Here is a 22,576-nt window from a genome sequence, read left to right as displayed (position 1 = left end):
GAACAGCATCGCGTTTGAAATCGTCACTGAATTTGGCTGTGCTCATGATGGCCTCCTTGCCTCAAATTTAGGGAAGAAGGCGTCTACAAATCTAGGGGCTATTCATGATGCCTTCGGTCTTATCGCCAAAGAAGGAAGGAAATATGGACTGACAACGGTGATCGCCACGCAGCGGCCGAGAGACGTTCCCCAGGATGTTTTGAGTCAGCTTGGAGCGCTCTTCGTTCACAGACTCACCAATGACAGAGACAGAGAGACCATTGAACGCGCATGTGGCGATCTCGACCGTAGCGCTGCCGCCTTCATTCCTTCGCTGTCACAGGGCGAGGCTATTATTGTCGGCCCCGACTTGCCTGCGCCATTGCCGATTAGGATGAAAGCGCCAGAAAAGGGGCAACAGCCTGAAAGTCACGGTCCGAATTATCAGAAATTCTGGGGCTGAGTTCTAAACTTATGACTCGGCGGCTTGCCTGACTTGGACGATCGCCGAAGAGGACGTAGCGTTCGGATATTGCTGCGCTACACATTAAGTTGCAGGGAGACTTCGCGACAAACGAGGTCGAGATGCTGGTCGGCCCATCTGATCCAAGAATTCCATCTTGGTGGTGCGAGGCTTGGAATGACCCAAATCGCGGTTCCGTTCACTGTGGCTCTTGCCGTAACTTCGGGCGACGTGGGTTCTGCAGGCAACACTTTCCCCAGAAGCCGGCCGAGATCTTTGGCAGAGCCTGCACCGTGCACCACTAACACACGCGGTTTGATGATGCCGAAGATGGTCCGGAATATCTCAGTCCCTCGCTCTGTGCCTCCCGTGTTCTCGACGGAACGAAGATCCGAGCTCATAGGCGTCGAATAGCAGATCACGTTGGTTTCGATCACGTTAGTGACGCCTCCGGCCCTCAGCTTAGCAGCGAGCCGGTCCGTATTAATCCGGGTAGGGGATGTCTTGGCAACGATCTCGTCGTAGAGCCCCCGGCAGCTTCGACCGTTTCGATTGAACAGGGCGTCTAGATAGCTTTTATGGCTACCGACGACGTCGACCGGAAATCCGTTCTTTTGATTGCGTCCAACAATGAAAACGTCTGCAGACCACGGCGTCTTCGAGGTCGACATCCATGGCCTAGGATATTGCCCATTGATGGGCGTGGTTAGCCGCCTCAATTCGTCTTCGAGTTTTGCCTGCTGATTGTCGGTCATTACGGCTTCCCGAGTGGTGAAATTGTGCCTATTGCTGGCCACCATAATCGGTCTTTTGCGAAGGATCTATAGAGCCCAAGGGCTTCCGATACATGCTGCTATTCATCCCCGGTCACTTCGGAGGGCAGCCGTCCCTCGGAGCTCATTGAACGTTCAGGACAAACCGGCCACAGACCTGAAACTTGAACTAGTGCCTAAGGGTGGCAGCACTCCCTGTTCTGTCACCATCATGGCCCTGCTACAGCCTGGGCCACGCCGGGTCCAAATAGAGCCCGGCGATAATAGTTCTCGAGGCCTACAAGGAGGCCTTCTTTTTCGTTTACTGAACCCACACGATACCATTTGCCCCAGGCCGTGGGATGAGGCGCCCTTAAGAGTGAACTCTCCGACTTAACAGACGACAAAGCGTGACCGGCTGTCTGTCCCATCGTCAGGATCTTGTCTGGTGAGGACGCATCGATTTCGTCCCTAAGGACGTCCAGGCATAGCCTTTCTAAGGCTGCATCATTCCGCAACTGGTGCTTGCCGGCGAAGATCTTCAAGGCATCTGTTACCAATACGTCGTAGCCGGCATGCACGCAGAACCGTATCAGGTTCCAGATCGCTCCATAATGCTTTTGGCCGTGGCGATAGCGATTGTTGTCGATGCCAAAGAAGGTTCCGACGGTTACTCTGGGCGAGGTGCCTTTGCGTAACGGATCTTGGGCACAGAGCATGATCCGACCCTTCGTGGGACGATCAGCCGAAAGCAGACAGGGTAGATCATAACCAATCTCGCGATCGTCGTATCGCAACAGAAGGTCAGTCTTCCAATCTGCCTGGGCGATTTCCGGCATCTTGCGATCTTTGTAATGGCCGCTGTGGAATTCCTCTCGCAACTGATTCGAGATCTCCACAAGTGCATCTACCGCAAATAGCTTGCTTTGAGTCTCTGCGATGCGCGGCCAGCCATCCATGTTAAATCGTATGTCGACATCGAGCGTTCTCAATATGCCCCTCCAGAGAATTCTGAACGATCCTGCTACAGGAATCAGTTATTCATCGGCGATGCTAGTCGCATCGGTTTGAGGGAGCTAGTGAATGCTGACAGCCACCAATTGGTAACGGTGAGCCCGCGGAGTGGGGGAATTGTGCCGAAGCAGCTTTTGTCTGCGAGCCGGAAACAGAGGATGCCAGGCTACCCAACGGCCCCAGGTCATGCTGCAATTCATCCCCGGTCACTTCGGAGGGCAGCGCTCTATCCAGCTGAGCTACGGGTGCATCCGTTGCGCCTGGCGGGGAGGGGCAAACCGCAGTTTGCCTGGCTCAGCCCCGCAAAGCAGCTGACAAGCGGTCTTCTAGCTGATCCGGTGCCGCGCATCAACGCCGAAATTGCTTTGTCCGGCCCAAATTCAGGTGCGCTGCGTCAGCCCCGCCATTGCCACCCCAAGGCGGTGGCGAGATCGCCGGTCGAAGCCAATTTCGGCTTGCATGAACCAATGCATGTATGCTGTCGTCCAAATGGGCCAATCTGTTCAATAATGTACATGCATCACTTCGAAGTGTTACAGCGCCCTTTGCGCTTCCGATTGGACGTGGGCGTTGTAGATGAGCAGGGTCCCTGCTGCTGCGGCGTTGCGGGATCAGGCGGCGCTGCGCCAGCGTTCTGCGCGCACAAAATCGATGAATTCTTCGGAGTTCATCGGCTTTGCCAGTGCATAGCCCTGCAGCGTGTCGCAACCGATATCACGCAGTATGGCGGCATGTTCCCTGGACTCGATGCCTTCCGCAACCACCTTGATACCGAGCGACTGGCCAATGTCGATGATCGAGGCCACGAGGTTGCGCTGGCTTTGTGATTGAACCACCGGTGCGATCAGCTGACGGTCGATCTTCAGCCGGGTCGGCTTGACCTGCACAAGGCTGACGATGGAGGCGTAACCGGTCCCGAAATCGTCGATCTCGACATCGATGCCGAGAGCCTTGAGCTGCGCGATATTGGCGACAATGGTCTCGTTGTTGTCGTCCAGAAAGATTGATTCAAGCAGCTCGAACGACAGCGTTCCGCGGTCAAACACGAGCCCGTTGAGGCTCTCGATCAGGTCATCATCATAAAGCCGTCCGGCGGACACATTGACCGACATTTTCGGAATGGTGACGCCTGCGGCCTTCCACCGGGCCGATTGCCACAGCGTCTGCTCCAGGATGGCCCGGTCAATCATCGGGATGACGTTCAGTTCTCCCGCCGTTTTCAGGAAGGCGTCGGGTGCCAGAACGCCCTCACTTGGGTGAACCCATCTGGCAAGCGCCTCGACACCGACGATGTCAAGCGTTCTCGCGTCGAACTGCGGCTGGAAGTAGGGAACGAATTCGGCCCGCTCGAGCCCGTTGAGAATATCGTCGGCGACACGCTTGTTGCGGATGATCTCGGCCTTCAAGGAGGCATTGAAGAATTCATAGCGGTTGCGCCCGTTGCTCTTGGCCCGGTAGAGCGCAATGTCGGCATCGATCAGCAGGCGCCTGCCGCAAAGCGGCTCGTCGGACTGAGCCATGGCGATGCCGATGCTGACGCCGAACCGGCATTCATGTCCCTCGTAAAGCACCGGTTCGCGCATCTTCGTGACGATCCGGCTGGCCAGGGCTTCCAGCTGCTTCTCTCCCGCTTCCGACGTGGTGGCGATGATGAATTCGTCGCCTCCGATCCGGGCCACATGGTCGCCCGCCCGGGTGCTGGACGTCAGCACGGATGCTGCGTGGTTGAGCATGGCGTCTCCTGCAGCATGGCCCAGCGTGTCGTTGATCTGCTTGAAACGGTCAAGATCGATATGCAGCAACGCGGTCACCTTGCGTTCGGGCGCGTTGAGAAGCTTCTCGTCGAGGAACCGCCGGTTCGGCAAGCCCGTCAGGCTGTCATGAAGGGAGTTGCGTTCCATCTGCGCACGCGCTTCCTCGAGCTCCCGATTGCGCCATTCGGCGCTGTCCTTGGCTGCAAGCAGACTGGCGTTGAGCTCGACATCCGCCGAGACGTCCCAGACGACACCGAGCAGGTAGCGTGTGCCGTCTTCATCGGTATGTGTCGCACCGATTGAGCGAACCCATCGGGTCGCATCCTCACTGGTGCAAATCCGATAGTTGGACCTGTAAGTCTCGCCGGTATCGATCGCATGCTGCGACTGGGCCAAGACCTGTTCCCGGTCATTTGGGTGAATGCGGCTCATAACGGACTGCCTCATGAGCGGCTCGTCCTCGTCAGTGAGAGCAAAGAGCTCGCGCATCCGGCTGTCCCAGTTGACCTCCTCGGTGTCGAGGTTGACTTCCCAAACGCCGATCTTCGATGTTTCAAGCGCGAGATTGTGTCGCTGCGACAGCCGCTGCAACTGGCGTTGGCGTCGGTTTAGTTCCTCGATATGGGACTGCCGGAGGTCGCTCAGGTAGCCCGCGATCAGAATCGGCAGGATCACCAGCAGCCCCGCCAGCAGGATGAGAAACCGTACCTGCCATGCATTGTCGGGCGTGGCCGTCCAGCCGCCCGCAGGAATGGCTGCGATCTGCCAGCTGCCGCTGGGCAGGGACACCAGCGAACTAACAGGGGCGCTTTCGAACACAGCTGGGTCCCCATAAAATACTTCGCCACTGGCGCCGCTTGCGTCCTTGCCGCGAATTGCGACGTTTATCGGCAGATTGAGGGCCGTCAGGTTGCTGGCGCTGTAAAGCCTTTTGCTGTCAATGACGGCGGAAACCAGACCCCAAAGATAACGGCCATACTGATTTTCGACAAAGACCGGGAAACGCCCGATGAAGGCCTGCCCGCCCTGCACCAGGTTCACTGGACCGGCGAGGATCATCTGGTCCGAGCGAACCGCTTGCAAGGCGGCTTCACGCTGCTTTTCGTTCTTGCGGTAATCCAGCCCCATAGCGCTCTCATTGCCCTTCATCGGGTACATCAGGCTGATTACCAGGTTCGGAGCGCCGGCGATGTTGCGCAGTTGCGAATGGTCTCCCAGAAGACCTGAAGCAATCCGGCTGAAACGAGTCTGGTCCATGTCAGGTTCGGAGGCGATCACGGAAACCAGCCCGCGGACGAGCTGAATGTTGCTGTTGACGTTGCCTTCCAGCTTCGCCCTGACAATTCCGAGCTGTTCGCTGACCTTGGCACGTTCTTTCTGGTGGTGGACGAGGTGGTTCTGGTGCTCTGCATAGACACCTGTCGCAACGGCCACGACAAGCGCAATGGCACCGGCAATGATGCTCGGTCGCCTCAGGATCTGGTGGAATTTCTTTTCCTGATTCTGCTCTGTTTTCATGGCAATCCACGCATAGCCGGTATTGATCTTTGCACCCGGAAGGGGAGCCCGAGGCAGGTTAGACGTCGAGCCAGCTCAACTCTATTTCAGGAAAGGGTAATAAAAGGCTAAGACTGCGGTGAAGATCCGTTTTCGTGCGGCGATTGACCGAAGAACAGCCGCGGTCGAAGTGAAAACCTTTTCTATGGCAGTCAAGTTAAGCCAAGTGCGGCAACTTCCTGCTGCTCTTGCGGCGCTGCAACATTTCACCGGTTGCAGGCTTGCACTTGACGACGAGTCCGGTTTGATCGCGCAGGGCAGCCGCAAACGCGGCCATGATGCACTGCGCGATGCCGCATCTGGCCATGACTGCCCGATAAAGGACGATGTAAAGCCGCGCATTTCACCGGAGCTTCAAGCGGTATTGGAGCTTCCAGTGCCGGTCCAGCGAACACGGGGCGGGAGAGAGGCGCTGTTGGCGGTGGCCATCAGAACAGAAAGTAACGCTGCGCCATCGGCAGCTCGGTTGCCGGCTCGCAGGTGAGCAGCTCACCGTTGGCCCGCACCTCGTAGGTTTCCGGATCGACCTCGATATCCGGCATGGCGTCGTTGAGCACCATCGAGGATTTGGAGATCCCGCCCCTTGTGTTCTCAATCGCGCACAGTTGCTTGGCGGAGCCGAGCTTGTGCGCCAGCCCGTCCTCGATTGCCGCCTGGCTGACGAAGGTCACCGAGGATTCCGTTCTCGCCTTGCCATAGGCGCCGAACATGTGCCGGTAATGCACCGGCTGTGGTGTCGGGATCGAGGCGTTGGGATCGCCCATCGGGGCTGCGGCGATCATGCCGCCAAGCAGCACCATGTCGGGCTTGACGCCAAAGAAGGCCGGGTTCCACAGCACCAGATCGGCGCGCTTGCCAACCTCGATCGAGCCGATATGCCGGGACATGCCTTGGGCGATGGCCGGATTGATGGTGTATTTGGCAATGTAGCGCCGAACACGGAAATTGTCGTTCTCGCCGGTTTCCTCGGGCAGCCGCCCGCGCTGGCGCTTCATCTTGTCCGCCGTCTGCCAGGTGCGGATGATCACCTCGCCGACCCGGCCCATGGCCTGGCTGTCCGAGGCAATGATCGAGAACGCGCCGATATCGTGCAGGATATCTTCGGCGGCGATGGTTTCCTTGCGGATCCGGCTTTCGGCGAAGGCGATGTCCTCGGGAATGGCGCTGTCGAGATGGTGGCAGACCATGAGCATGTCGAGATGCTCGGCGATGGTGTTGACCGTGTAGGGCCGTGTCGGATTGGTCGAGGACGGCAGCACATTCTTTAGACCGCAGATCTTGATGATGTCCGGCGCATGTCCGCCGCCGGCACCTTCGGTGTGGAAGGCGTGGATGGTTCGGCCTTTGATTGCTTCCACTGTGCCCTCCACAAAGCCGCTTTCATTGAGCGTGTCGGTATGGATCATGACCTGCACGTCGTAGTCGTCCGCGACGGCAAGGCAGTTGTCGATTGCGGCGGGTGTCGTGCCCCAGTCTTCATGCAGCTTCAGGGCGCAGGCGCCGCCCAGGATCATCTCCGCAAGGGCTGCGGGCTTGGAGGCGTTGCCCTTGCCCGCGAGGCCTATGTTCATCGGAAACGCGTCCATGGCCTGGATCATCCGGCCGATGTGCCAGGGACCGGGTGTGCATGTGGTCGCCAGCGTGCCATGCGCCGGGCCGGTGCCGCCGCCGAGCATGGTGGTCAGCCCGCTCATCAAGGCTTCCTCGATCTGTTGCGGGCAGATGAAGTGGATGTGGCTGTCGAAGCCGCCGGCTGTGAGGATCTTGCCTTCGCCAGCAATCACTTCGGTTCCGGGGCCGACAATGATGTCGACGCCGGGTTGTGTGTCGGGGTTGCCGGCCTTTCCAATAGCGCCAATCCGCCCGTCCTTGAGCCCGATATCGGCCTTGAATATCCCAGTATGGTCGACCACCAGCGCATTGGTGATCACGGTGTCGACGGCGCCGCCCGCACGGGTTGTCTGGCTCTGGCCCATACCGTCGCGGATCACCTTGCCACCGCCGAACTTGACCTCTTCGCCATAGATGGTGAAATCCTTCTCCACCTCGATGAAGAGTTCCGTGTCGGCAAGCCGGACCTTGTCGCCAACGGTCGGGCCGTACATGGCGGCATAGGCGGCGCGGGAAATCTTGGCGGGCATGTGTGATCCTCGTCTGGTTCGCTACTCACATGTATGAGCAAGCAACAATCAGGCCATCAACGATTCTGCAGCGTACGCGACAGCACCTCGATCCGCTCGCGTGTCAGACGCGCAAGGCAGAGGCTGCCGACCATCGACTGGCTTGTGCCGCCGAACACCTCGTAGGCTTCGTATTCGCATTGTGCATCACGAAACGTGATCCAGGCCCGCTGGGCGTTGCGCAGTGCCTGAAGCGTGGTGGGAACATCGGTTCCTTCCACCTGCTCGGCCACATATTGATCCTGGGATTTGGCCGCCGCGACGATGTCCGGCCAGATTGCATTGAGCTCGGCATCGGCCGTTTCGTAGTCTATGGCTGCACAATAGGTCAGTTCAACCTGGCTCATAGGGTCAATACAGTCGGGCATGTCGTCGGCGCGCGCGACGCCAGCCGCGCCTGCCAACAGAGCCGTCTCGAGCAGGATGGTCAATAACCACGCCCGTCTCACTCCTTTTTGTGCCACGGCGCGCCTCATGTCTTCTTGCGGCGCGCCACCGCCTTCGAAACGAGCCGCTTGCGGTTTGCGCGCGCGGTTCTGGTCAATGGCTTGACCGCAGCTGTCAGGATTTGTTCCGGGCTGCCGCCCGCCACAGCTTTCTTCGCGGCCGCGGTCGCGGCCCTGGCAAATGCCGGCGGCTTTTCCGCCAGCATCTTTCTGTTTTCGGACTTGCCGACGGGAAAGGCGCCACTCATGCCCAGCAACCGTATGCCGATTACGGCCTGCGCTTCGAGCGCCAACATGCCAAGTCCGACATAGGCCTGCCAGATTTCAACCGGATTTACGGGTTTGCGCGGCATCAGCTGTTTGCTCCTAGATCATGGCCATGACGCGGGCAGGTCCACCGGTGCCGTCTTTATGCTTGGGCGCGCCGACAAAAAGAGTGGCCCCCCTGGCTGGCAATGCATCGAGATTGGCGATGTTCTCTATGCCGAAGCGTCCGCTCGGAAGCCAGGAATAGTGAACCGCGAAGTCGGACGAATTGCCCGGGTCAAGCGACAGCGTGTCGACGGCAATGGACGCGGCACCCATGTCTGCAAGCATGTCAGTGGCCGCCTTGGAAAAGCCGGGGAATGCGAAGTTGCCTTCCGCATCATTTCGGTAGCTCGGGTCGCCGAGCTTGTCTTGCCAGCCCGAATTCATCGCCACGCAAGCGCCTTGCGGGATCTCGCCATGCGCGCTGACATAGGCTTCCACGTCTTCAGGCTCGACCATGGAATTGGGCTCCTCTGCGGCCTTGCTCTTGATATCGATGATGCACAGCGGACAGATCAGGTTTTGCGGATCGAGCTCGGCAACCGACGTGCCGTCCTTGCTGAAATGCAGCGGCGCATCGATATGGGTGCCGGAATGCTCGAATATGGTCAGCTCCCAGATCTGATAGCCGGATTCGTCAAAATTGACATTCTCGGTGAAGAGAATGCCGGGTTTGCCATCGAAGGTGGGAAAATCCCCGTCCAGTGTATGGGTCAGATCGACAACCTTGCCGGACGCCTGGGCCAGCGCCGGACGCGCGGACACGGCGCCAGCTGCGGTCGCCGCAAGACCGGCCGCTGCCGTCTTCCGGAAGAAGTCACGTCGCGACAGCATTGAGGATTTGACGTTGTTGATGACACAGACATGGCACATGCGGCTTCCCCGTCTCTTGGTTGGCGTGATGCGAAAGCTTCAGAGTTCTCCCATCACCTTCTGCTGAAATCCATAGACCTCGCGGGTGCCCGACAGCGGCACAAGCGTCACGTCGCGTTCCTGACCTGGCTCGAACCGCACGGCAGTGCCGGCGGCAATGTCGAGCCTGAGTCCGCGCGTCTGATCGCGATCAAAGCGCAGAGCCTCGTTGGTCTCGAAGAAATGATAGTGGCTGCCCACCTGCACAGGGCGATCGCCGGTATTGGCGACCTTGAGGGTGATGGTCTGGGCGCCGGTATTGAGCTCGATTTCGCCGTCCCGGGTTATGATCTGGCCTGGTATCATGAATTCTTCCTCAAACTGTGTTCCCACAACCCGCTTTACCGCATTCCGTTCCCGCGAGTCGCTTTGGTTCGCCGTGTAAAGCAGACCGGCCGGAGCGGGGGCAGGCGGTCTTTCGCGCAAGGACATTTTCACGCCACGAAAACATCACGAAATTGCCCTCGGTCTTCACGCAACCACTTCGGCGCAACATCGTTTTGACCCTGCCACCCGGCGCTGAACGGGTGGCGACCAAAACGGAAAAAGGAGAGATCCTATGAAACGTACGATGAAGATTTTGACTGCCGCCCTCATGACTTCGAGCTTTGCTATAGCCCCGGCACTTGCGGGCTCGGTTGGAGCAGACGCCGGAGCCAATCTCGGGGCCAGCAGCGGCTCCAACGCTGCTGTAAACAGCGGTTCGGCAGACGCTTCGGCCGGTACCAGTGTTGAAGCCGGCGGCGGCAATGCCAAACTGGGTGTGGACACCACCGTTGACACGGATTTGCGTGCGAATGCGGGCAACAGCGACAGCGAAGTGCTTTCGGCAATCAGCGCCAACGGCAAAGTGGCCACTGATGTCAGCGCGATGAGCGAGGTCAAGGATGTAACCGTCGTCAAACTCGATTCTGCCGGCGTCTCTGCCGACAAGGTCGATCAGGCGGTGAGTGAGAACGAGAGCGCGGTCTCCGACTTGCGCACGTCGCTTCAGGCAAACGCCGGCGTCTATGAGAAGCTTGAGGCCGAAGGTGTCAATCTTTCCAGCGTGATCGCCGCCAAGACCGGCGCGAACGGTTCGCTGACGGTCTACGTCCGCTGATAACTTGTCAGTCTCACAGAAGCGCGGGTTGCGGCCCGCGCTTTTTTTGTGCGCATTTTCCGCTGCTGAAATGGAGAGCGCCCTTGTCATCGGTCAGCGTATCGGTTGATGCACGGTCACCAGCTTGGTGCCATCGGGAAAGGTGGCCTCGATCTGGATATCGTGGATCATTGCGGCAATGCCGTCCATCACCTGGTCGCGGCTGATCACATGCGCGCCGGCTTCCATCAGGTCAGCGACCGCGCGGCCGTCGCGCGCGCCTTCGACGACAAAGTCGGTGATCAGGGCGATGGCTTCGGGATGATTGAGCTTGACGCCCCGTTCCAACCGCTTGCGGGCCACGATAGCAGCCATGGCGATGAGCAATTTGTCTTTTTCCCTCGGGGTCAGGTTCATGGCGTCTCTTTCATATCGACCAGACTTTCGGCACGCCGCCCAGCGGGTTGAGCAGGCGGATCAGAGGTACCAGCACCTTGCGCAAATCGTAGCTGTCCCTTGCCACAATGCGAGCAAGAAGCTTGCCAGTTTGTGCGTTGCCAGCCTCGCGCGAGCGCATTCTCACATGGCTGACACCACCGGTTTCACCGATCAGTTTGCGGGCCGCGGCCAGTCTCGCCTCGGCCTCAGGCGCAATCAGCAACACGGTGGCCATGGCCAGCCCGGCGTCGGCAACGGCCTTGCGCGCAAGCGTATCGGCGACATCCGGGCCTAACCGCATTTCCTCAGCGTGCAGCAACCGGCCCTCCTGGCGCACCCGCCAGCGGTCGCGGAAGTAACCGTTGATGACGGCTTCTTCCATCGCCAGACGGCCGAAGACCAACGGCTCGATCATCAGCAGCCTGGAACCCGCCGCCATATCTACCTCTATGGAGCGCGCCAGCCGGGCGCGGTCGAACAGGATCGTTTCCTGCGGCAGCCACGCAAGTGAGCTGTCCGGGTGCAGCTTCAACTGCACCGAGACCTGCGCTTCGCTGGTGCCGTGAGCCTTGTAGGTTTTCTCGCATGCCTGGGTCGCAAGCGTCATCGAGGCGCAAGAGCCTGCCTCGAACCGCCAGTCCATCTGGTCCCCGCCGGTCAGTCCGCCCGCCGTGTTGATCAGCACGGCCTCGAGCGGCAGTCCCGGCTGTACCCGGGGAATCCGGATCCGTGCCGCGCCCTCCTGATACAGCCGGTCAATCCGGCTTTCACCCGCAGACTGCTTGACGGACAGGCGTCCACCACCGCGGGTACGCTGCAGGGCAGAGCCGCCTTGCGGAATCGGAAGTGGAAACAGGGAAGTCATCGGGTCCCTCAAGTATTCGATCAGGATCATCGGAAATGCACGGGCCGCACGCAAGCAATTTCGTTGCTGGTATTGCCCAAGCCTGTGCAGATGCGCCTCCGTGATGAAATGGTGGGCAATGCGCTCATTTTTTGTTCCGCAGATTGCTCTTAAATCGGCCGCGTTGCTCTGGCGTCATGTTTGCATCACACGCTGTGCCGGGCAACGCATGCGAATGGGTTGAAAATTATTTCGCTCTTTGTGGAAACCAAATGCGGCCATTCAGCGTTGAAGGGTCGGAACATCAGATGAACGACGTGAAAGGACTGACCATGTTGATTTCAACGCTTGCACTTGCGATGAGCATCGCCATGATGGTCTCGGCCATCGTTATCTTGTACAATGAAAGCGTGGCCCGGAAGCACACGTCGTCATTCGACTGAGTCCGCCTCCGTTTCAAATATCAGCCCCCCATGATGGAGCCTTTGATGACCAGACTCGTTCTTTCAACCCTCGCAGCTTTGTCCCTTCTCGTCGCAGCTGGCTGCACGACAACGGAAAAGCGGGCCGGCACTGGCGCTGCTGTCGGCGCCGGAACCGGTGCGCTGGTTGCAGCCGCCACAGGCAACAACGTCGCGGGTGGCGCGCTGATTGGTGGTGCAGCCGGGGCACTGATCGGCGCGGCAACCACGCCCGGCATGTGCCGCTATCGCGATGCTCAGGGCCGCATCTACGAAGCTCCGTGCTGAGATCCGATATCTCGTAAATGATGCAGTCTCCCGTTCGCCGGGAGACTGCATTTTATGCCCGCTCCCCTGGTGAGCTCTCCTGAAAGACTATTTGGTGAGAAACGCCGAATCGTAAGTTATTCTGCGAACCGCCCCGCCTTTCAGCCTGACGGCCAGCTTTCCGTCTTTTTCTTCGTATAATTCCGCAACCTTGCTGTCGGCGATTTCCGCCGTGCAGGCGCCAACAATCTGGCGAATGCGTATCGTCGTACCGTCATGCAACTCGAACGCGGTTGCGACGCCCCTCCGCGTAAAGCTGTTGTCGCGGCTCGAATCCGCATGGCCAAGTGGCGATGCCCGCGCGTCCTCTATACCCAGAACCCCCGTATGCCGTCCCGACCAGGGCGCATAATCCCGTCCGCCGTTGCTCATCCACAGCATGGTGACCGGCAGGATATCCGGCCGTTTGAGCACGATCACCCGGTCCTGTTCCGCCTTCCGGCTTACGACACTCCACGCAAGAGCCTGCCCGGGCGCCTCGACCAGTGTTAAAAAATCCTCGTGGCGTTCGGCCACCGGATAGCTCGTCAGGTCTGCCGTGCCGCCGTCTGCCAGCGGGAAGGCGGTCAGATCCTTGCTTTCCGCCGGATAGGCAAGCCGTGAGCGGCCCCGGGCCGGGTCGGGTTCAAGCGCTTCCGGCGGTGTCCGCGCGCCGAGCTTCGGAGAAACCGCCAGGTCACCACCTTCCGCCATGTGCACCATCACGTGGTGTGCCGCAGAAATGGAACCGGTGCCTCCGATGAAACAATGTTCTTGGTAGACGAAGGGATGGCCGGCGATCAGTGTGATGCGCTTTTCGACAATCGCCCCCATCACCGGCTTCTGCAGCCGGAAAACTGCCGTGAGCCGGTCATCCTGCCTAATGGTTTCAAGATGATCCCAGGCGCTGTTGGCCGGCCAGCCATGCGACGGTGCATCTTCCACGTCGTTGCGGCCGAACGGTGCGCAGAAGAAATCCCCTGACAACCGGCGCACGTTTGGCGGTGTGCTCTCCGGAAACACGGCAAACGGGTCATCGGCCCACGGCGCCCGGTGGAGCGGTGTGAGCATGCGTTGACCGTCGCGGATCTTCAGCTCGGCAATGTGACCGACACTCAGGTCCAGGGTCAGCGAAACGGGATCGATTTCTAGCGTGCAGGTGGTCATGGTCAGATCCGGTGAAGAGAGGTCAAATCCCTACAAGCCGGGGGGATGGTATGGCAAGCGCAGCGACATGGCATCAATTCCTCCGGGGTTTGTTGCAGCCGCGTGGTCTGCTAATGCGTTCCAACGCGCTCGCGGCTGCCACCGCGACCACCTGACCATTCCCGGAGTCTCAATGCCCGCCACAATCAAAACGGATGTCGTCATCATGGGCGCAGGCGCCGCAGGTATGATGGCCGCCATCGAGGCGGGCCGTCGCGGCCGCTCTGTCGTCGTTATCGACCATGCCAAGGCGCCGGGCGAGAAGATCCGGATTTCCGGCGGCGGGCGCTGCAACTTCACAAACCTTCACTGCACGCCTGCAAACTTCATTTCCGGTAACAGGCATTTTGCCATTTCGGCGCTCAAGTCCTTTACCCAGCATGATTTCATCGATCGCGTGAAAGCCCGTGGCATATCCTATCACGAGAAGACATTGGGGCAGTTGTTCTGCGACGGTTCGGCGCGCGAGATTATCGCCATGCTGACAGACGACATCCGGGATACCGGCGGCAGGCTGCAATTATCGGCCGAGATACTGGAAGTCCGGCAGGCCGAAGGCGGATTTTCGGTCAAGACCAGCGCCGGCACCTGGCAGGGGCAATCGCTGGTGGTCGCCACCGGCGGCAAGTCGATCCCGAAGATGGGCGCCACCGGTTTTGGCTATGACATTGCCCGGCAGTTTGGCCACGCGGTCACCGACACCCGAGCCGGTCTGGTGCCGTTCACCTGGGCCTCGAACATGCATGACAGCTGGGGCGGCCTCTCCGGCGTTTCGCTCGATGTCCGAGCAGTCTGCAACGGTGCAGCCTTTGACGAGGCCATGCTGTTCACCCATCGCGGCATTTCCGGCCCGGCGATGCTGCAGATCTCGTCCTACTGGCGCGAGGGAGAAAGTGTCGAAATCGATCTTGCGCCGGGAACCGATCTGGCAGCCCTATTGAAGACGGAGCGCGGCCGACGGCCGAAGGTCTCGGTCTGGACCGTGCTTGCCGAGGTGCTGCCCAAGAGATTGACCCAGCAGCTCGGTCAGGCAGCCGGTGACAGGATCTCGCGGCTGGCCGACTTGAGCAATGCTGCGATTGACGAGATAGTGGCGGAGATCCATTCATTCAGTCTCGTGCCAGGCGGAACCGAGGGCTACCGCACGGCCGAAGTTACGCTCGGCGGGGTCGATACAGCCGACATCAACCAGAAGACCATGCAGAGCCGTCTGGTTCCGGGGCTGTATTTCGTTGGCGAAGTCATGGATGTCACCGGCCATCTTGGCGGGCACAATTTTCAATGGGCCTGGTCATCGGGCGCCGCCGCAGGGCGCAGTGTCTGAGTGTGTTCACGCATGTTCGGCAAGGGAGAAAACACAATGCGCATATTGTTCACCGGTGGGTCCGGCAAGGCCGGACGTCACGTCATTCCGTATCTGGTCGACCAGGGCCATCATGTCGTCAATGTCGATCTGACGCCGCTTGATCACCCCGGCGTCGACAATCTCACTGCCGACATCACCGATTCAGGCCAGATGTTCAACGTCATGACCAGCTACGCCAATTTCGGGGAGCTTGTGCCCGGCACCGGCGTGCCGCGGTTTGACGCGGTTGTGCATTTCGCGGCCGTGCCGCGGATCCTGATCCGGCCCGACAATGAAACCTTCCGGGTCAACACCATCGGCACCTACAACGTGCTCGAGGCAGCAGTGAAACTCGGCATTCGCAAGATCGTCGTCGCCTCCTCGGAAACCACCTATGGGGTGTGCTTCGCCGATGGCGAGGTCAGCCCGGCCTCGCTGCCGGTGGAGGAGGACATGGATGTCAATCCGATGGATTCCTACGGCATGTCGAAAGTCATCAACGAGCAGACCGCACGCGGCTTCCAGCGCCGCTCCGGCGCCGATATTTACGCGCTGCGGATCGGCAACGTGATGGAGCCCGACGAGTATGACCGCTTCCCCGGTTTCTTCGCCGACCCCGCCGTCCGCCGCCGCAACATCTTCTGCTACATTGATGCGCGGGATCTCGGCCAGATCGTGGATCGCTGCCTCAAGACCGATGGCCTCGGCTTCCAGATCTTCAATGCCGGCAACGACACCAACTCGGTCGACATGCCAACGGCAAAGATCGCCGAGCAGTTCTTCCCAAACGTGCCGTTCAGCCGCGAGATGGGCGAGCATGAAGCGCTTTATTCCAACCGCAAGATCCGCGAAATGCTCGGCTTCAAGGAAGAGCACAATTGGCGAAAATATGTGAAGTAAGGCCTCGCGCCGGGTGTGGCCCTGCCGTTCAGGGCAGGGGCACACCCAGGGCAAAGCGGAACAGGCTGTAGAAACCGGCCATGATGAAGACGCCCGACAGCGCAAATATTATTGCGCTGCGCGCATCCCAGCCTTCGTGCCGCGCCGCAATCAAGCCACCGGCAAAGGCAATGGCCGTGGCCGGCAGAAATCCGCTCAATGGCATTGCCAGGCAAGCTGCGAGCATGCTGGCCACCAGCAAGAACCTGCGCCACCAGTCCCCGGTTCCAAAACCATTGTGCGGGTTTGGCTTTAGCCAGGAATATATGATCACCAGCACCGAGCAGAAGATAAGCGCATAGGCGACAAAGCTCGGAAAGACCACGGAATCGCTGTCGGAATAGGTGGTTACGTCGTAAAGCGTGATCAGCCCCAGGCCAATCAAAAGGCTGGCGATAATCAGTGTGCCAACGTCCTTGCGGCCGGTTTTTGCCGTTGTTTCAATCATTTAAATTGGCCTGTGTTGCAAGGGTCCGCTTTGCCCGTCTGCTCTGTATGACCGGATAAACCAGCGACAGGATGGTGAAGGCGATGATTGCCAGCGAGATCGGCCGGCCAAAGAACATGCCCGCGAGATTGCCGGTTGCATCGCCGATGATCCAGGCCTGAACGAAGCCCTGCTCGGCGATCGGCCCGAGGATGAGTCCGAGCACGATCGGTGAGGCTGCAAAGCCGAAGCGCGAAAGCACCCAGCCGACGGAGCCCAGCACGATCATGATGATGACATCGGAAACGGAATTGCGGATGGCAAAGGTACCGATGATGGTCATGAAACCAACCGCCGGCACCAGAATGGTCTTGGGGATGGTGACAATGGTCTTGTAGGCGTAACGGCCGATCAGCAGTCCGGTCGGCAGCATCAGGATGGTGGCGATGAACAGGCCGAAAATGAAGGTATAGACGATCGAGCCACCGCCGTCGAACAACGTCGGGCCGGTGCGAACCCCCTGCACCAGAAGCGCACCGAGAATAACCGCATCGGGGGGCGTCCCGGGAATGCCGAGCACCAGCGTTGGAATGAAGCCGCCGCCGACGGTGGCATTGTTGGCGGATTCCGTCGCCATGATGCCATCGGGCTCGCCGTCGCCGAATTTCTGATCCGGCCGCGCGGTGCGCTTGGCTTCGGAATAGGCGACCAGACCGGCAACCGAACCGCCCGCGCCCGGCAGGATCCCGATCACCGTACCGATGACCGAAGACCGCAGCAGGTTGAGGCGCGAGCGCCAGGCGATAAGGGCGGCCTCGCGGACACGGACCGCACGCACGCCCTGTTCCACCTTGAGATGCCGCTCCGGCGTAGCCACCAGGTCTATCAGAACCGGAATGCAATAGAGCCCGATCAGCGCCCCGACCACTTCGATGCCGCCGATCATGGGGGAAACGCCGAATGTGAGACGGATATCGGCTGAAATCTCGGCAACGCCGACACAGGACAAGAGCATGCCCAACGCACCGCCGGCGAGCCCCTTGAGCACGTTTCCGGTCGACAGCGAGGCGATCAGCGACAGCCCGAAGATCGACAGCCAGAGATACTCCACAGGGCCGAAGGCCAGGGCCACCGAGGACAGCGGCGGCGCCAGCAGCAGCAACGCCAAGGCACCGACTATGCCGCCGAAGACGCTGGCAAAGCAGGCAATGGCCACAGCCAGATCGCCATCGCCGCGCTTGGCCATGGGATAACCGTCAAACGTCGTTCCGATGGCCGATGGCGTGCCGGGCGTGTTGAGCAGAATGGCGGAATAGGCGCCGCCATAGATCGCGCCGGTATAGATGGCCCCGAGCAGGATCAGCGCCGAGGCCGGCGCCATCGAAAAGGTGATCGGAACCAGTACGGCCACCGCCATGGTTGCCGACAGCCCGGGTATCGATCCGATGACGGTCCCCGCGACCACACCGAACAGCGCCAGCGCCAGATTGGTCAGCGTCAGCGCATTGGCCAGATGTTCAAGTCCCATAGTGTTCCATACCCAATTGGGAGCGTGCGCTCTGCTTGCGGCGGCCCCCGACCGTGCCGGCCGTAGCCGGACAAGTTCGGCAGTCGGTCCCACATTTTCGGTAAACGCCCGGACCGGTCAGCCCGGGCCGGGCTTTCAGGGGCGGCTCAGTTGAGCAGACCCGCCTCAGTCGCCGCCTGGAGGTACTCCTCCTTGCGGGCCTTCATGAAGTCGGCCATACCTGCGGAATCAACGTCGAGCATGGCAAAGCCGCCATCAAGCATCTGCTTGCGGAAGGCCTCGTCGGCGTTGATCGCGCCGAAGGCATCGGAAAGCGCCTTGATCGTTTCGGGCGGTGTGTCCTTTGGAGCGGCCATGCCACGGTAGGCACCGCCGACCATGTCATAACCGAGTTCCTTGAAGGTCGGCACGTCCGGGAAAAGCGGATGCCGCTCTTCCATCGCAACCGCCAGCATCCGGACGGCATCGCCCTGGGCAGCGCCTACGGTGGTGTAGCCCCATTGCGCTTTGACCTGCTTGCCGAGATTGGCTGTCGTCGAGGCGCCGGTGCCCTTGAACGGAACATAAGTGGTCTTGATATCCGCCAGTTTGTCGAAGCGGATCTGGGCCAGGTGGTTTGCCGTTGCCTTGCCCGAACCCGACATGGTGACCGAGCCCGGGTTGGCCTTGGCGTCCGCGATCAGGTCGTCAAGGCTCTGGTAGGGGCTGTCAGCGGTAACCACGATCGCATCGGGCGTGTAGTGGAACATGTAGAAAGTGTTAATGTCGTCAGTGGTATAGCCAACATCCTTCTGCGCCGGCTGGATGACAATATGCGGCAGGTTGACGCCCATGATGGTGTAGCCATCGGCAGTCATCGAATTGAGCTGCGCCCAGCCGACCGCACCGCCGCCGCCGGGCTTGTAGGAGACGACCAGATCCTGGCCGAATTTCTCTTTGAAGTAGGGCTGCTGGAAGCGCGCCGAAATGTCGGATTCCCCCCCGGGGCCAAACGGGATGATATAGTCGATCGGTTTGTCCGGAAACGCCAAAGCGCCAGTCGCCGCGGCAAGCGAGACTGTTGATGCAAACACAAACGTTTTGACGGATTTCAGTTTCAACATGCTTTCCTCCCAGAAAGTCCTCTGATGCAAGCGCTTTCATGAGTGCTTGCAGTGAAGCCGCAGGACCCCTTGTCCAACCCTTCTCCCAGACCGGAAGACATGGCGGCCACATCATTTAATCACCTGAAAATCGGTTTGTCATGCCGGTTGTCGATTTTGGCAATGGCCCGACATGCGCAACAGCAATGAGGTCTTCCGCGTCTCCACCATTTTCCGGTTCGCATTCATGCCGCGGCGAAAGACCACCGTTCGATCCGGCGGCGGCCGTCTGCCGAGCCATGATTCTCGCGCATGGCTGCCAGATCCGCTCAGCGCTTTGTTGCGCTGCGATACGGGAATAGTATTGCGTTGCAATATAAGGAGTCATGACATGACCACTGAAAGCACCAATTGTGTAAGCCGCTTTTTCAGCGCAGCCAGGCAGTCGCTCAATTTCGCGTTTCAGGCCGAACGCCTTGCGCACACACCGGATGCCGCCTTCAAGGCGCTCGGGACCACCCGCCAGCAGGCTCTTCGAAATCTCGCCGATCAGCTCTGAGAGTGTGTGCAGAAGACGTCCGGATACGAACTGCTCAGTAAAAAGATAGGTGCTGCAAAGGCGTAGCTCATCGCCTGCGGACGAACCGGGTCGTTAGGGTTCAATCGCGATCTGCCCATGGTTTGCAGCAATCGCTTGCGAAGCTCTAGCACTGCTCGCTTCAGCCGCATTTCGCGCCCTCCTTTTGAAGACCCTGCCTTTGCATGCGTCAGCCCATTTCGTGGATGGGCAGCCACATCCGACAGAGCGCAGAAAAGTGCGGTGCACAAAACCGCTCACCCTCGCTTGGCCAAACGACATTTGCCGCCTAAGATCAGAGCTGTTCCGGATGTAACCCGGGCGTAGCGGCGCGTTGAGATGCCCGAATCGTAACGACCGCCTGTTGGACAGGGAGCCTGCATGAATCTGCCGACAGCTACTTCCGTCACCCGGTATTTTGATAATCCCGCCGCACATATAACTCTGGATGAAACCGCGCGGCATCGCCGCCGCATGCGGATGGTGTCGGACCGGCTCGACAACGGGGCCGCCATCGTCTTCCTGCTCGATCTGCCGCAAGCGCGGCTGTTGCGGCACGGCGACGGGCTGGTGCTTGATGACGGCCGGATCATAGAGGTCTGCGCCGCGCCCGAGCAATTGATGGAAGTCCGCGGCAAAGATACCCGTCATTTGCTGTCACTGGCCTGGCAGATCGGCAACCGGCATCTGGCCGCACAGATCACCGACACGGCGATCCGTATCCGGCGCGATCATGTCATCCGCGAAATGCTTATTGGGCTTGGCGCATCGGTCGAGGATATCGACGCGCCTTTTGATCCCGAAGGCGGTGCCTATGGCGGAGCGCACGAAGCCCACCATCATCACGCCGGTCAAGTCCATGATCATATCCATTTTGATGAACATGAACATGAACACGAACATGGCCATCGCCATGACTGAAACGACCAACGCAGCGCAGTTGCTCAAGCTGATGAGCTGGCTGTCGCCGGTGTTCCCGATTGGCGGTTTCGCCTATTCCGCCGGACTGGAGCAGGCTGTCCAGAGCAGCCATGTCAGCGATCAATCCTCTCTTTCCGACTGGATCCGCGTTCAGATCACGCAAGGCGCGCAGTGGAACGACTCGGTGCTGCTGGCCGAAGCGCACCGTCGTGTGGGTCAAAAGCCCGAGCTTGAAGAGGTCACCGATCTTTGCCTGGCACTTTGTGTCGGACAACAACGTCTCGACGAGGCGAGGGGGCAGGGGACCTCCTTCATTCGGGCCGTCTCTCACTGGGTGAGCCCAGCGCACTTTCCAGACAGGGACACGCCGCTGCCGGTCGCAATCGGCATCGCGGCTGGAGTGGACGGCATCGAACTCAGCCTGACTGCCGGCGCTTATCTTCATGCCTTTGTCTCCAACCAGCTGCAATGCGCCATCAGGCTGTCGGTCACCGGGCAGGATGGTGCTGCGAAAATTCTTGCCGGCCTCGAGCCGGTGGTCGAGGCAACAGCGCTTCGTGCGACGGCATCGACACTGGAAGATCTTGGCGCGGCAACCTTTATGGCCGATATTGCCTCACTGAATCACGAGACCCTCGAACCACGGCTGTTCCTGTCATGACCTCATCCAATGGTCCCCTCCGCGTCGGCATCGGTGGCCCTGTCGGTTCCGGCAAGACTTCGCTTGCCGACAAGCTCTGCAAGGCTATGCGCGAGACCTATTCCGTCGCTGTGATCACCAATGACATCTACACCCGCGAAGACGCCGAGGCACTGGTGCGCATGCAGGCGCTGCCGTCGGATCGGGTTGTCGGCGTGGAAACCGGAGGCTGCCCGCACACGGCCATCCGTGAGGATGCGTCACTCAATCTGCGCGCCATCGATGCATTGACCGAGAAGCATCCGGATCTGGATGTGATCTTCATCGAATCGGGCGGCGACAATCTGGCTGCCACCTTCTCACCCGATCTTGCCGATCTGACGATCTATGTGATCTCCGTATGCCAGGGCGAGGAAATCCCGCGCAAGGGCGGACCGGCCATCACCCGTTCAGATCTTCTGCTGATCAACAAGTTGGATCTTGCCCCCCATGTCGGCGCGGATCTATCGGTCATGCAGCGCGATGCAGCTGCCGGGCGAAAGGGGCGTCCGTACCTGTTCACAGACATGCGTCGTGGCGCCGGCATCGAGGATGTTGTAGCATTCATCGAGGAAACCGGCGGTCTACGACCCGCCGCAGCAGCGCAATAGCCAAAGCGTTCGAAGCGAAGAACGCGAGCTTCAGTCCCGTTCGAATTCCGGAAGGCTGTTGAAGGCCGAGCGCAGCGCATCAGACCACCCGTCTGAAATCCTGCGATAATAGGGATCGGTGGCCTGGATCCGCCGCTCATACCCCTTGGTCAGGCTGTCGATCTCGTAGAACTGCAGATCCAGCGGCAACCCCACCGAGAGGTTGGATTTGAGCGTCGAGTCAAACGAGACACAGAGCAGCTTGGTGGCCATCTCGAAGCTCATTTCCGGGTCGTAGGCGCGAACCAGGATCGGCTTGCCGTATTTGTGCTCGCCAATCTGGAAGAACGGGTTGTCATCGGTGGCTTCGATGAAATTGCCTTCGGGATAGATCAGGAACAGGCGCATCGCGCCGCCGGCCACCTGTCCACCCAGGATGAATGTCGCACTGAAGCCGGCCTCGCTCTGGTATCCACCATCCGATGCTGTCTTGATCACCTCGCGGACCGTCTGCCCGATCAGCCGCGCCGCCTCGAACATCGAAGGTACTTTCATGATGTCGGGTTGCCGCTCTTCAGCAGCCTTTGAATGCTCTTCCAGCATGCTTACCACGGTCTGCGTCGTGGCCAGGTTCCCCGCCGACAACAGGGTCATCAGCCGGTCGCCAGGTGCGCTCCAGGTATACATCTTGCGAAAGGTTGAAATGTTGTCGACGCCGGCATTGGTGCGGGTGTCGGACATGAACACGAGGCCCTTGTTGAGGCGCAGCCCAACACAATAAGTCAT

General features: G+C 59.8%; 26 protein-coding genes. 11 read left to right on the top strand and 15 right to left on the bottom strand.

The genetic code is table 11. The annotated features are described in order from the left end of the window. Window positions 1-442: ATP-binding protein (locus tag CRO46_RS20160; protein WP_143439045.1), on the top strand; the 442-nt coding region annotated here is incomplete at its 5' end. 77 nt (window positions 443-519) lie between these two features. On the opposite strand, the gene CRO46_RS13310 is transcribed toward CRO46_RS20160, so the two are convergent. From CRO46_RS13310 to CRO46_RS13300, 3 genes are all read right to left on the bottom strand, one after another. Continuing rightward, window positions 520-1,197, bottom strand: a complete 678-nt coding sequence (locus CRO46_RS13310) for a hypothetical protein (RefSeq protein WP_097108235.1) — start codon at window positions 1,195-1,197, stop codon at window positions 520-522. 227 nt (window positions 1,198-1,424) lie between these two features. After that, a complete protein-coding gene (locus tag CRO46_RS13305) occupies window positions 1,425-2,186 on the bottom strand; it encodes a uracil-DNA glycosylase family protein (RefSeq protein ID WP_143439044.1) in 762 nt (253 codons plus the stop codon). A 633-nt stretch (window positions 2,187-2,819) separates the two neighbouring features. Next, entirely contained in the window at window positions 2,820-5,480 is a 2,661-nt protein-coding gene (locus CRO46_RS13300; RefSeq protein ID WP_097108233.1) for a bifunctional diguanylate cyclase/phosphodiesterase, read from the bottom strand. 118 nt (window positions 5,481-5,598) lie between these two features. Between CRO46_RS13300 and CRO46_RS19855 the strand changes: the two genes are divergently transcribed. Beyond that, the gene (locus tag CRO46_RS19855; protein ID WP_143439042.1) at window positions 5,599-6,003 is read left to right on the top strand and encodes a hypothetical protein; all 405 of its coding nucleotides are present in this window, start codon (window positions 5,599-5,601) and stop codon (window positions 6,001-6,003) included. On the opposite strand, the gene ureC is transcribed toward CRO46_RS19855, so the two are convergent. From ureC to CRO46_RS13275, 5 genes are read right to left on the bottom strand one after another with little or no spacing between them, the layout of a single operon-like run. After that, window positions 5,948-7,660 (bottom strand): urease subunit alpha, encoded by a 1,713-nt coding sequence (gene ureC, locus CRO46_RS13295; RefSeq protein ID WP_097108232.1) that lies wholly within the window; start codon window positions 7,658-7,660, stop codon window positions 5,948-5,950. The genes CRO46_RS19855 and ureC overlap by 56 nt on opposite strands. A gap of 56 nt (window positions 7,661-7,716) precedes the next feature. Continuing rightward, window positions 7,717-8,130, bottom strand: coding sequence for a lysozyme inhibitor LprI family protein (locus tag CRO46_RS13290; RefSeq protein WP_179759055.1), 414 nt, complete (start codon window positions 8,128-8,130; stop codon window positions 7,717-7,719). Window positions 8,131-8,171: 41 nt separating this feature from the next. Then, window positions 8,172-8,498 carry a hypothetical protein gene (locus CRO46_RS13285; protein WP_210421524.1) on the bottom strand — a complete coding sequence of 109 codons (327 nt, stop codon included), beginning with the start codon at window positions 8,496-8,498 and terminating at the stop codon, window positions 8,172-8,174. 13 nt (window positions 8,499-8,511) lie between these two features. Next, the gene (locus tag CRO46_RS13280) at window positions 8,512-9,327 is read right to left on the bottom strand and encodes a cyclase family protein (RefSeq protein ID WP_097108230.1); all 816 of its coding nucleotides are present in this window, start codon (window positions 9,325-9,327) and stop codon (window positions 8,512-8,514) included. Window positions 9,328-9,366: 39 nt separating this feature from the next. Next, the gene (locus CRO46_RS13275) at window positions 9,367-9,672 is read right to left on the bottom strand and encodes an urease subunit beta (protein ID WP_097108291.1); all 306 of its coding nucleotides are present in this window, start codon (window positions 9,670-9,672) and stop codon (window positions 9,367-9,369) included. A gap of 253 nt (window positions 9,673-9,925) precedes the next feature. Between CRO46_RS13275 and CRO46_RS13270 the strand changes: the two genes are divergently transcribed. Beyond that, window positions 9,926-10,468 (top strand): hypothetical protein, encoded by a 543-nt coding sequence (locus CRO46_RS13270; RefSeq protein WP_143439040.1) that lies wholly within the window; start codon window positions 9,926-9,928, stop codon window positions 10,466-10,468. Window positions 10,469-10,561: 93 nt separating this feature from the next. Here CRO46_RS13270 and CRO46_RS13265 read toward each other — a convergent pair whose 3' ends face one another. Together CRO46_RS13265 and CRO46_RS13260 are read right to left on the bottom strand one after the other, a co-directional pair. Beyond that, window positions 10,562-10,864, bottom strand: a complete 303-nt coding sequence (locus CRO46_RS13265) for an urease subunit gamma (RefSeq protein ID WP_097108228.1) — start codon at window positions 10,862-10,864, stop codon at window positions 10,562-10,564. Window positions 10,865-10,874: 10 nt separating this feature from the next. After that, window positions 10,875-11,750 (bottom strand): urease accessory protein UreD, encoded by an 876-nt coding sequence (locus CRO46_RS13260; RefSeq protein ID WP_097108290.1) that lies wholly within the window; start codon window positions 11,748-11,750, stop codon window positions 10,875-10,877. A gap of 287 nt (window positions 11,751-12,037) precedes the next feature. Here CRO46_RS13260 and CRO46_RS20265 point away from each other — a divergent pair, with 287 nt between their 5' ends. Next, complete coding sequence (locus CRO46_RS20265; protein WP_280176269.1) at window positions 12,038-12,172, top strand: hypothetical protein; 135 nt, start codon at window positions 12,038-12,040, stop codon at window positions 12,170-12,172. Window positions 12,173-12,217: 45 nt separating this feature from the next. Continuing rightward, entirely contained in the window at window positions 12,218-12,478 is a 261-nt protein-coding gene (locus tag CRO46_RS13255; protein WP_097108227.1) for a hypothetical protein, read from the top strand. Between the two features lie 87 nt (window positions 12,479-12,565). On the opposite strand, the gene CRO46_RS13250 is transcribed toward CRO46_RS13255, so the two are convergent. Continuing rightward, the gene (locus CRO46_RS13250) at window positions 12,566-13,663 is read right to left on the bottom strand and encodes a hypothetical protein (RefSeq protein ID WP_097108226.1); all 1,098 of its coding nucleotides are present in this window, start codon (window positions 13,661-13,663) and stop codon (window positions 12,566-12,568) included. Between the two features lie 172 nt (window positions 13,664-13,835). Here CRO46_RS13250 and CRO46_RS13245 point away from each other — a divergent pair, with 172 nt between their 5' ends. Together CRO46_RS13245 and CRO46_RS13240 are read left to right on the top strand one after the other, a co-directional pair. Then, entirely contained in the window at window positions 13,836-15,026 is a 1,191-nt protein-coding gene (locus CRO46_RS13245; RefSeq protein ID WP_097108225.1) for a BaiN/RdsA family NAD(P)/FAD-dependent oxidoreductase, read from the top strand. Window positions 15,027-15,062: 36 nt separating this feature from the next. Beyond that, window positions 15,063-15,947, top strand: coding sequence for an NAD-dependent epimerase/dehydratase family protein (locus CRO46_RS13240; protein WP_097108224.1), 885 nt, complete (start codon window positions 15,063-15,065; stop codon window positions 15,945-15,947). Window positions 15,948-15,975: 28 nt separating this feature from the next. Here the strand turns inward: CRO46_RS13240 and CRO46_RS13235 are convergent, their stop codons facing one another. The 3 genes from CRO46_RS13235 to CRO46_RS13225 form a co-directional block, all read right to left on the bottom strand. Continuing rightward, on the bottom strand, window positions 15,976-16,434 hold the full coding sequence (locus CRO46_RS13235) for a tripartite tricarboxylate transporter TctB family protein (RefSeq protein ID WP_097108223.1): 459 nt from the start codon (window positions 16,432-16,434) through the stop codon (window positions 15,976-15,978). Next, window positions 16,427-17,941, bottom strand: a complete 1,515-nt coding sequence (locus tag CRO46_RS13230) for a tripartite tricarboxylate transporter permease (protein WP_097108222.1) — start codon at window positions 17,939-17,941, stop codon at window positions 16,427-16,429. The genes CRO46_RS13235 and CRO46_RS13230 overlap by 8 nt, the downstream gene beginning before the upstream one ends. A 146-nt stretch (window positions 17,942-18,087) precedes the next feature. After that, window positions 18,088-19,044 (bottom strand): tripartite tricarboxylate transporter substrate binding protein, encoded by a 957-nt coding sequence (locus tag CRO46_RS13225; protein ID WP_097108221.1) that lies wholly within the window; start codon window positions 19,042-19,044, stop codon window positions 18,088-18,090. Between the two features lie 370 nt (window positions 19,045-19,414). Between CRO46_RS13225 and CRO46_RS20000 the strand changes: the two genes are divergently transcribed. The 4 genes from CRO46_RS20000 (at window position 19,415) to ureG (ending at window position 21,811) form a co-directional block, all read left to right on the top strand. After that, complete coding sequence (locus CRO46_RS20000; RefSeq protein WP_179759054.1) at window positions 19,415-19,582, top strand: hypothetical protein; 168 nt, start codon at window positions 19,415-19,417, stop codon at window positions 19,580-19,582. Window positions 19,583-19,981: 399 nt separating this feature from the next. After that, window positions 19,982-20,521 (top strand): urease accessory protein UreE, encoded by a 540-nt coding sequence (locus tag CRO46_RS13220; RefSeq protein WP_097108220.1) that lies wholly within the window; start codon window positions 19,982-19,984, stop codon window positions 20,519-20,521. Next, entirely contained in the window at window positions 20,490-21,182 is a 693-nt protein-coding gene (locus CRO46_RS13215; RefSeq protein ID WP_179759053.1) for an urease accessory protein UreF, read from the top strand. Before CRO46_RS13220 ends, CRO46_RS13215 begins: the two co-directional genes overlap by 32 nt. Then, on the top strand, window positions 21,179-21,811 hold the full coding sequence (gene ureG, locus CRO46_RS13210; RefSeq protein WP_097108218.1) for an urease accessory protein UreG: 633 nt from the start codon (window positions 21,179-21,181) through the stop codon (window positions 21,809-21,811). Before CRO46_RS13215 ends, ureG begins: the two co-directional genes overlap by 4 nt. 30 nt (window positions 21,812-21,841) lie before the next feature. On the opposite strand, the gene CRO46_RS13205 is transcribed toward ureG, so the two are convergent. After that, on the bottom strand, window positions 21,842-22,576 hold the full coding sequence (locus CRO46_RS13205) for a proteasome-type protease (protein WP_097108217.1): 735 nt from the start codon (window positions 22,574-22,576) through the stop codon (window positions 21,842-21,844).

The organism is Parahoeflea halophila (genome assembly GCF_900220985.1).
GTDB classification, from domain to species: domain Bacteria; phylum Pseudomonadota; class Alphaproteobacteria; order Rhizobiales; family Rhizobiaceae; genus Hoeflea; species Hoeflea halophila.
This window is presented reverse-complemented; position numbering and strand designations above follow the sequence as displayed.

Coding starts and splice junctions, on each gene's coding strand:
- CRO46_RS13215 (WP_179759053.1), top strand. CDS start 20,490: ATGAACACGAACATGGCCATCGCCATGACTGAAACGACCAACGCAGCG.
- CRO46_RS13225 (WP_097108221.1), bottom strand. CDS start 19,044: ATGTTGAAACTGAAATCCGTCAAAACGTTTGTGTTTGCATCAACAGTC.
- CRO46_RS13240 (WP_097108224.1), top strand. CDS start 15,063: ATGCGCATATTGTTCACCGGTGGGTCCGGCAAGGCCGGACGTCACGTC.
- CRO46_RS13275 (WP_097108291.1), bottom strand. CDS start 9,672: ATGATACCAGGCCAGATCATAACCCGGGACGGCGAAATCGAGCTCAAT.
- CRO46_RS13245 (WP_097108225.1), top strand. CDS start 13,836: ATGCCCGCCACAATCAAAACGGATGTCGTCATCATGGGCGCAGGCGCC.
- CRO46_RS13270 (WP_143439040.1), top strand. CDS start 9,926: ATGAAACGTACGATGAAGATTTTGACTGCCGCCCTCATGACTTCGAGC.
- ureC (WP_097108232.1), bottom strand. CDS start 7,660: ATGCCCGCCAAGATTTCCCGCGCCGCCTATGCCGCCATGTACGGCCCG.
- CRO46_RS13300 (WP_097108233.1), bottom strand. CDS start 5,480: ATGAAAACAGAGCAGAATCAGGAAAAGAAATTCCACCAGATCCTGAGG.
- ureG (WP_097108218.1), top strand. CDS start 21,179: ATGACCTCATCCAATGGTCCCCTCCGCGTCGGCATCGGTGGCCCTGTC.
- CRO46_RS13230 (WP_097108222.1), bottom strand. CDS start 17,941: ATGGGACTTGAACATCTGGCCAATGCGCTGACGCTGACCAATCTGGCG.
- CRO46_RS13255 (WP_097108227.1), top strand. CDS start 12,218: ATGACCAGACTCGTTCTTTCAACCCTCGCAGCTTTGTCCCTTCTCGTC.
- CRO46_RS13260 (WP_097108290.1), bottom strand. CDS start 11,750: ATGACTTCCCTGTTTCCACTTCCGATTCCGCAAGGCGGCTCTGCCCTG.
- CRO46_RS13310 (WP_097108235.1), bottom strand. CDS start 1,197: ATGACCGACAATCAGCAGGCAAAACTCGAAGACGAATTGAGGCGGCTA.
- CRO46_RS20000 (WP_179759054.1), top strand. CDS start 19,415: ATGACCACTGAAAGCACCAATTGTGTAAGCCGCTTTTTCAGCGCAGCC.
- CRO46_RS13250 (WP_097108226.1), bottom strand. CDS start 13,663: ATGACCACCTGCACGCTAGAAATCGATCCCGTTTCGCTGACCCTGGAC.
- CRO46_RS20265 (WP_280176269.1), top strand. CDS start 12,038: ATGAACGACGTGAAAGGACTGACCATGTTGATTTCAACGCTTGCACTT.
- CRO46_RS13280 (WP_097108230.1), bottom strand. CDS start 9,327: ATGTGCCATGTCTGTGTCATCAACAACGTCAAATCCTCAATGCTGTCG.
- CRO46_RS13265 (WP_097108228.1), bottom strand. CDS start 10,864: ATGAACCTGACCCCGAGGGAAAAAGACAAATTGCTCATCGCCATGGCT.
- CRO46_RS13235 (WP_097108223.1), bottom strand. CDS start 16,434: ATGATTGAAACAACGGCAAAAACCGGCCGCAAGGACGTTGGCACACTG.
- CRO46_RS13205 (WP_097108217.1), bottom strand. CDS start 22,576: ATGACTTATTGTGTTGGGCTGCGCCTCAACAAGGGCCTCGTGTTCATG.
- CRO46_RS13285 (WP_210421524.1), bottom strand. CDS start 8,498: ATGCCGCGCAAACCCGTAAATCCGGTTGAAATCTGGCAGGCCTATGTC.
- CRO46_RS13220 (WP_097108220.1), top strand. CDS start 19,982: ATGAATCTGCCGACAGCTACTTCCGTCACCCGGTATTTTGATAATCCC.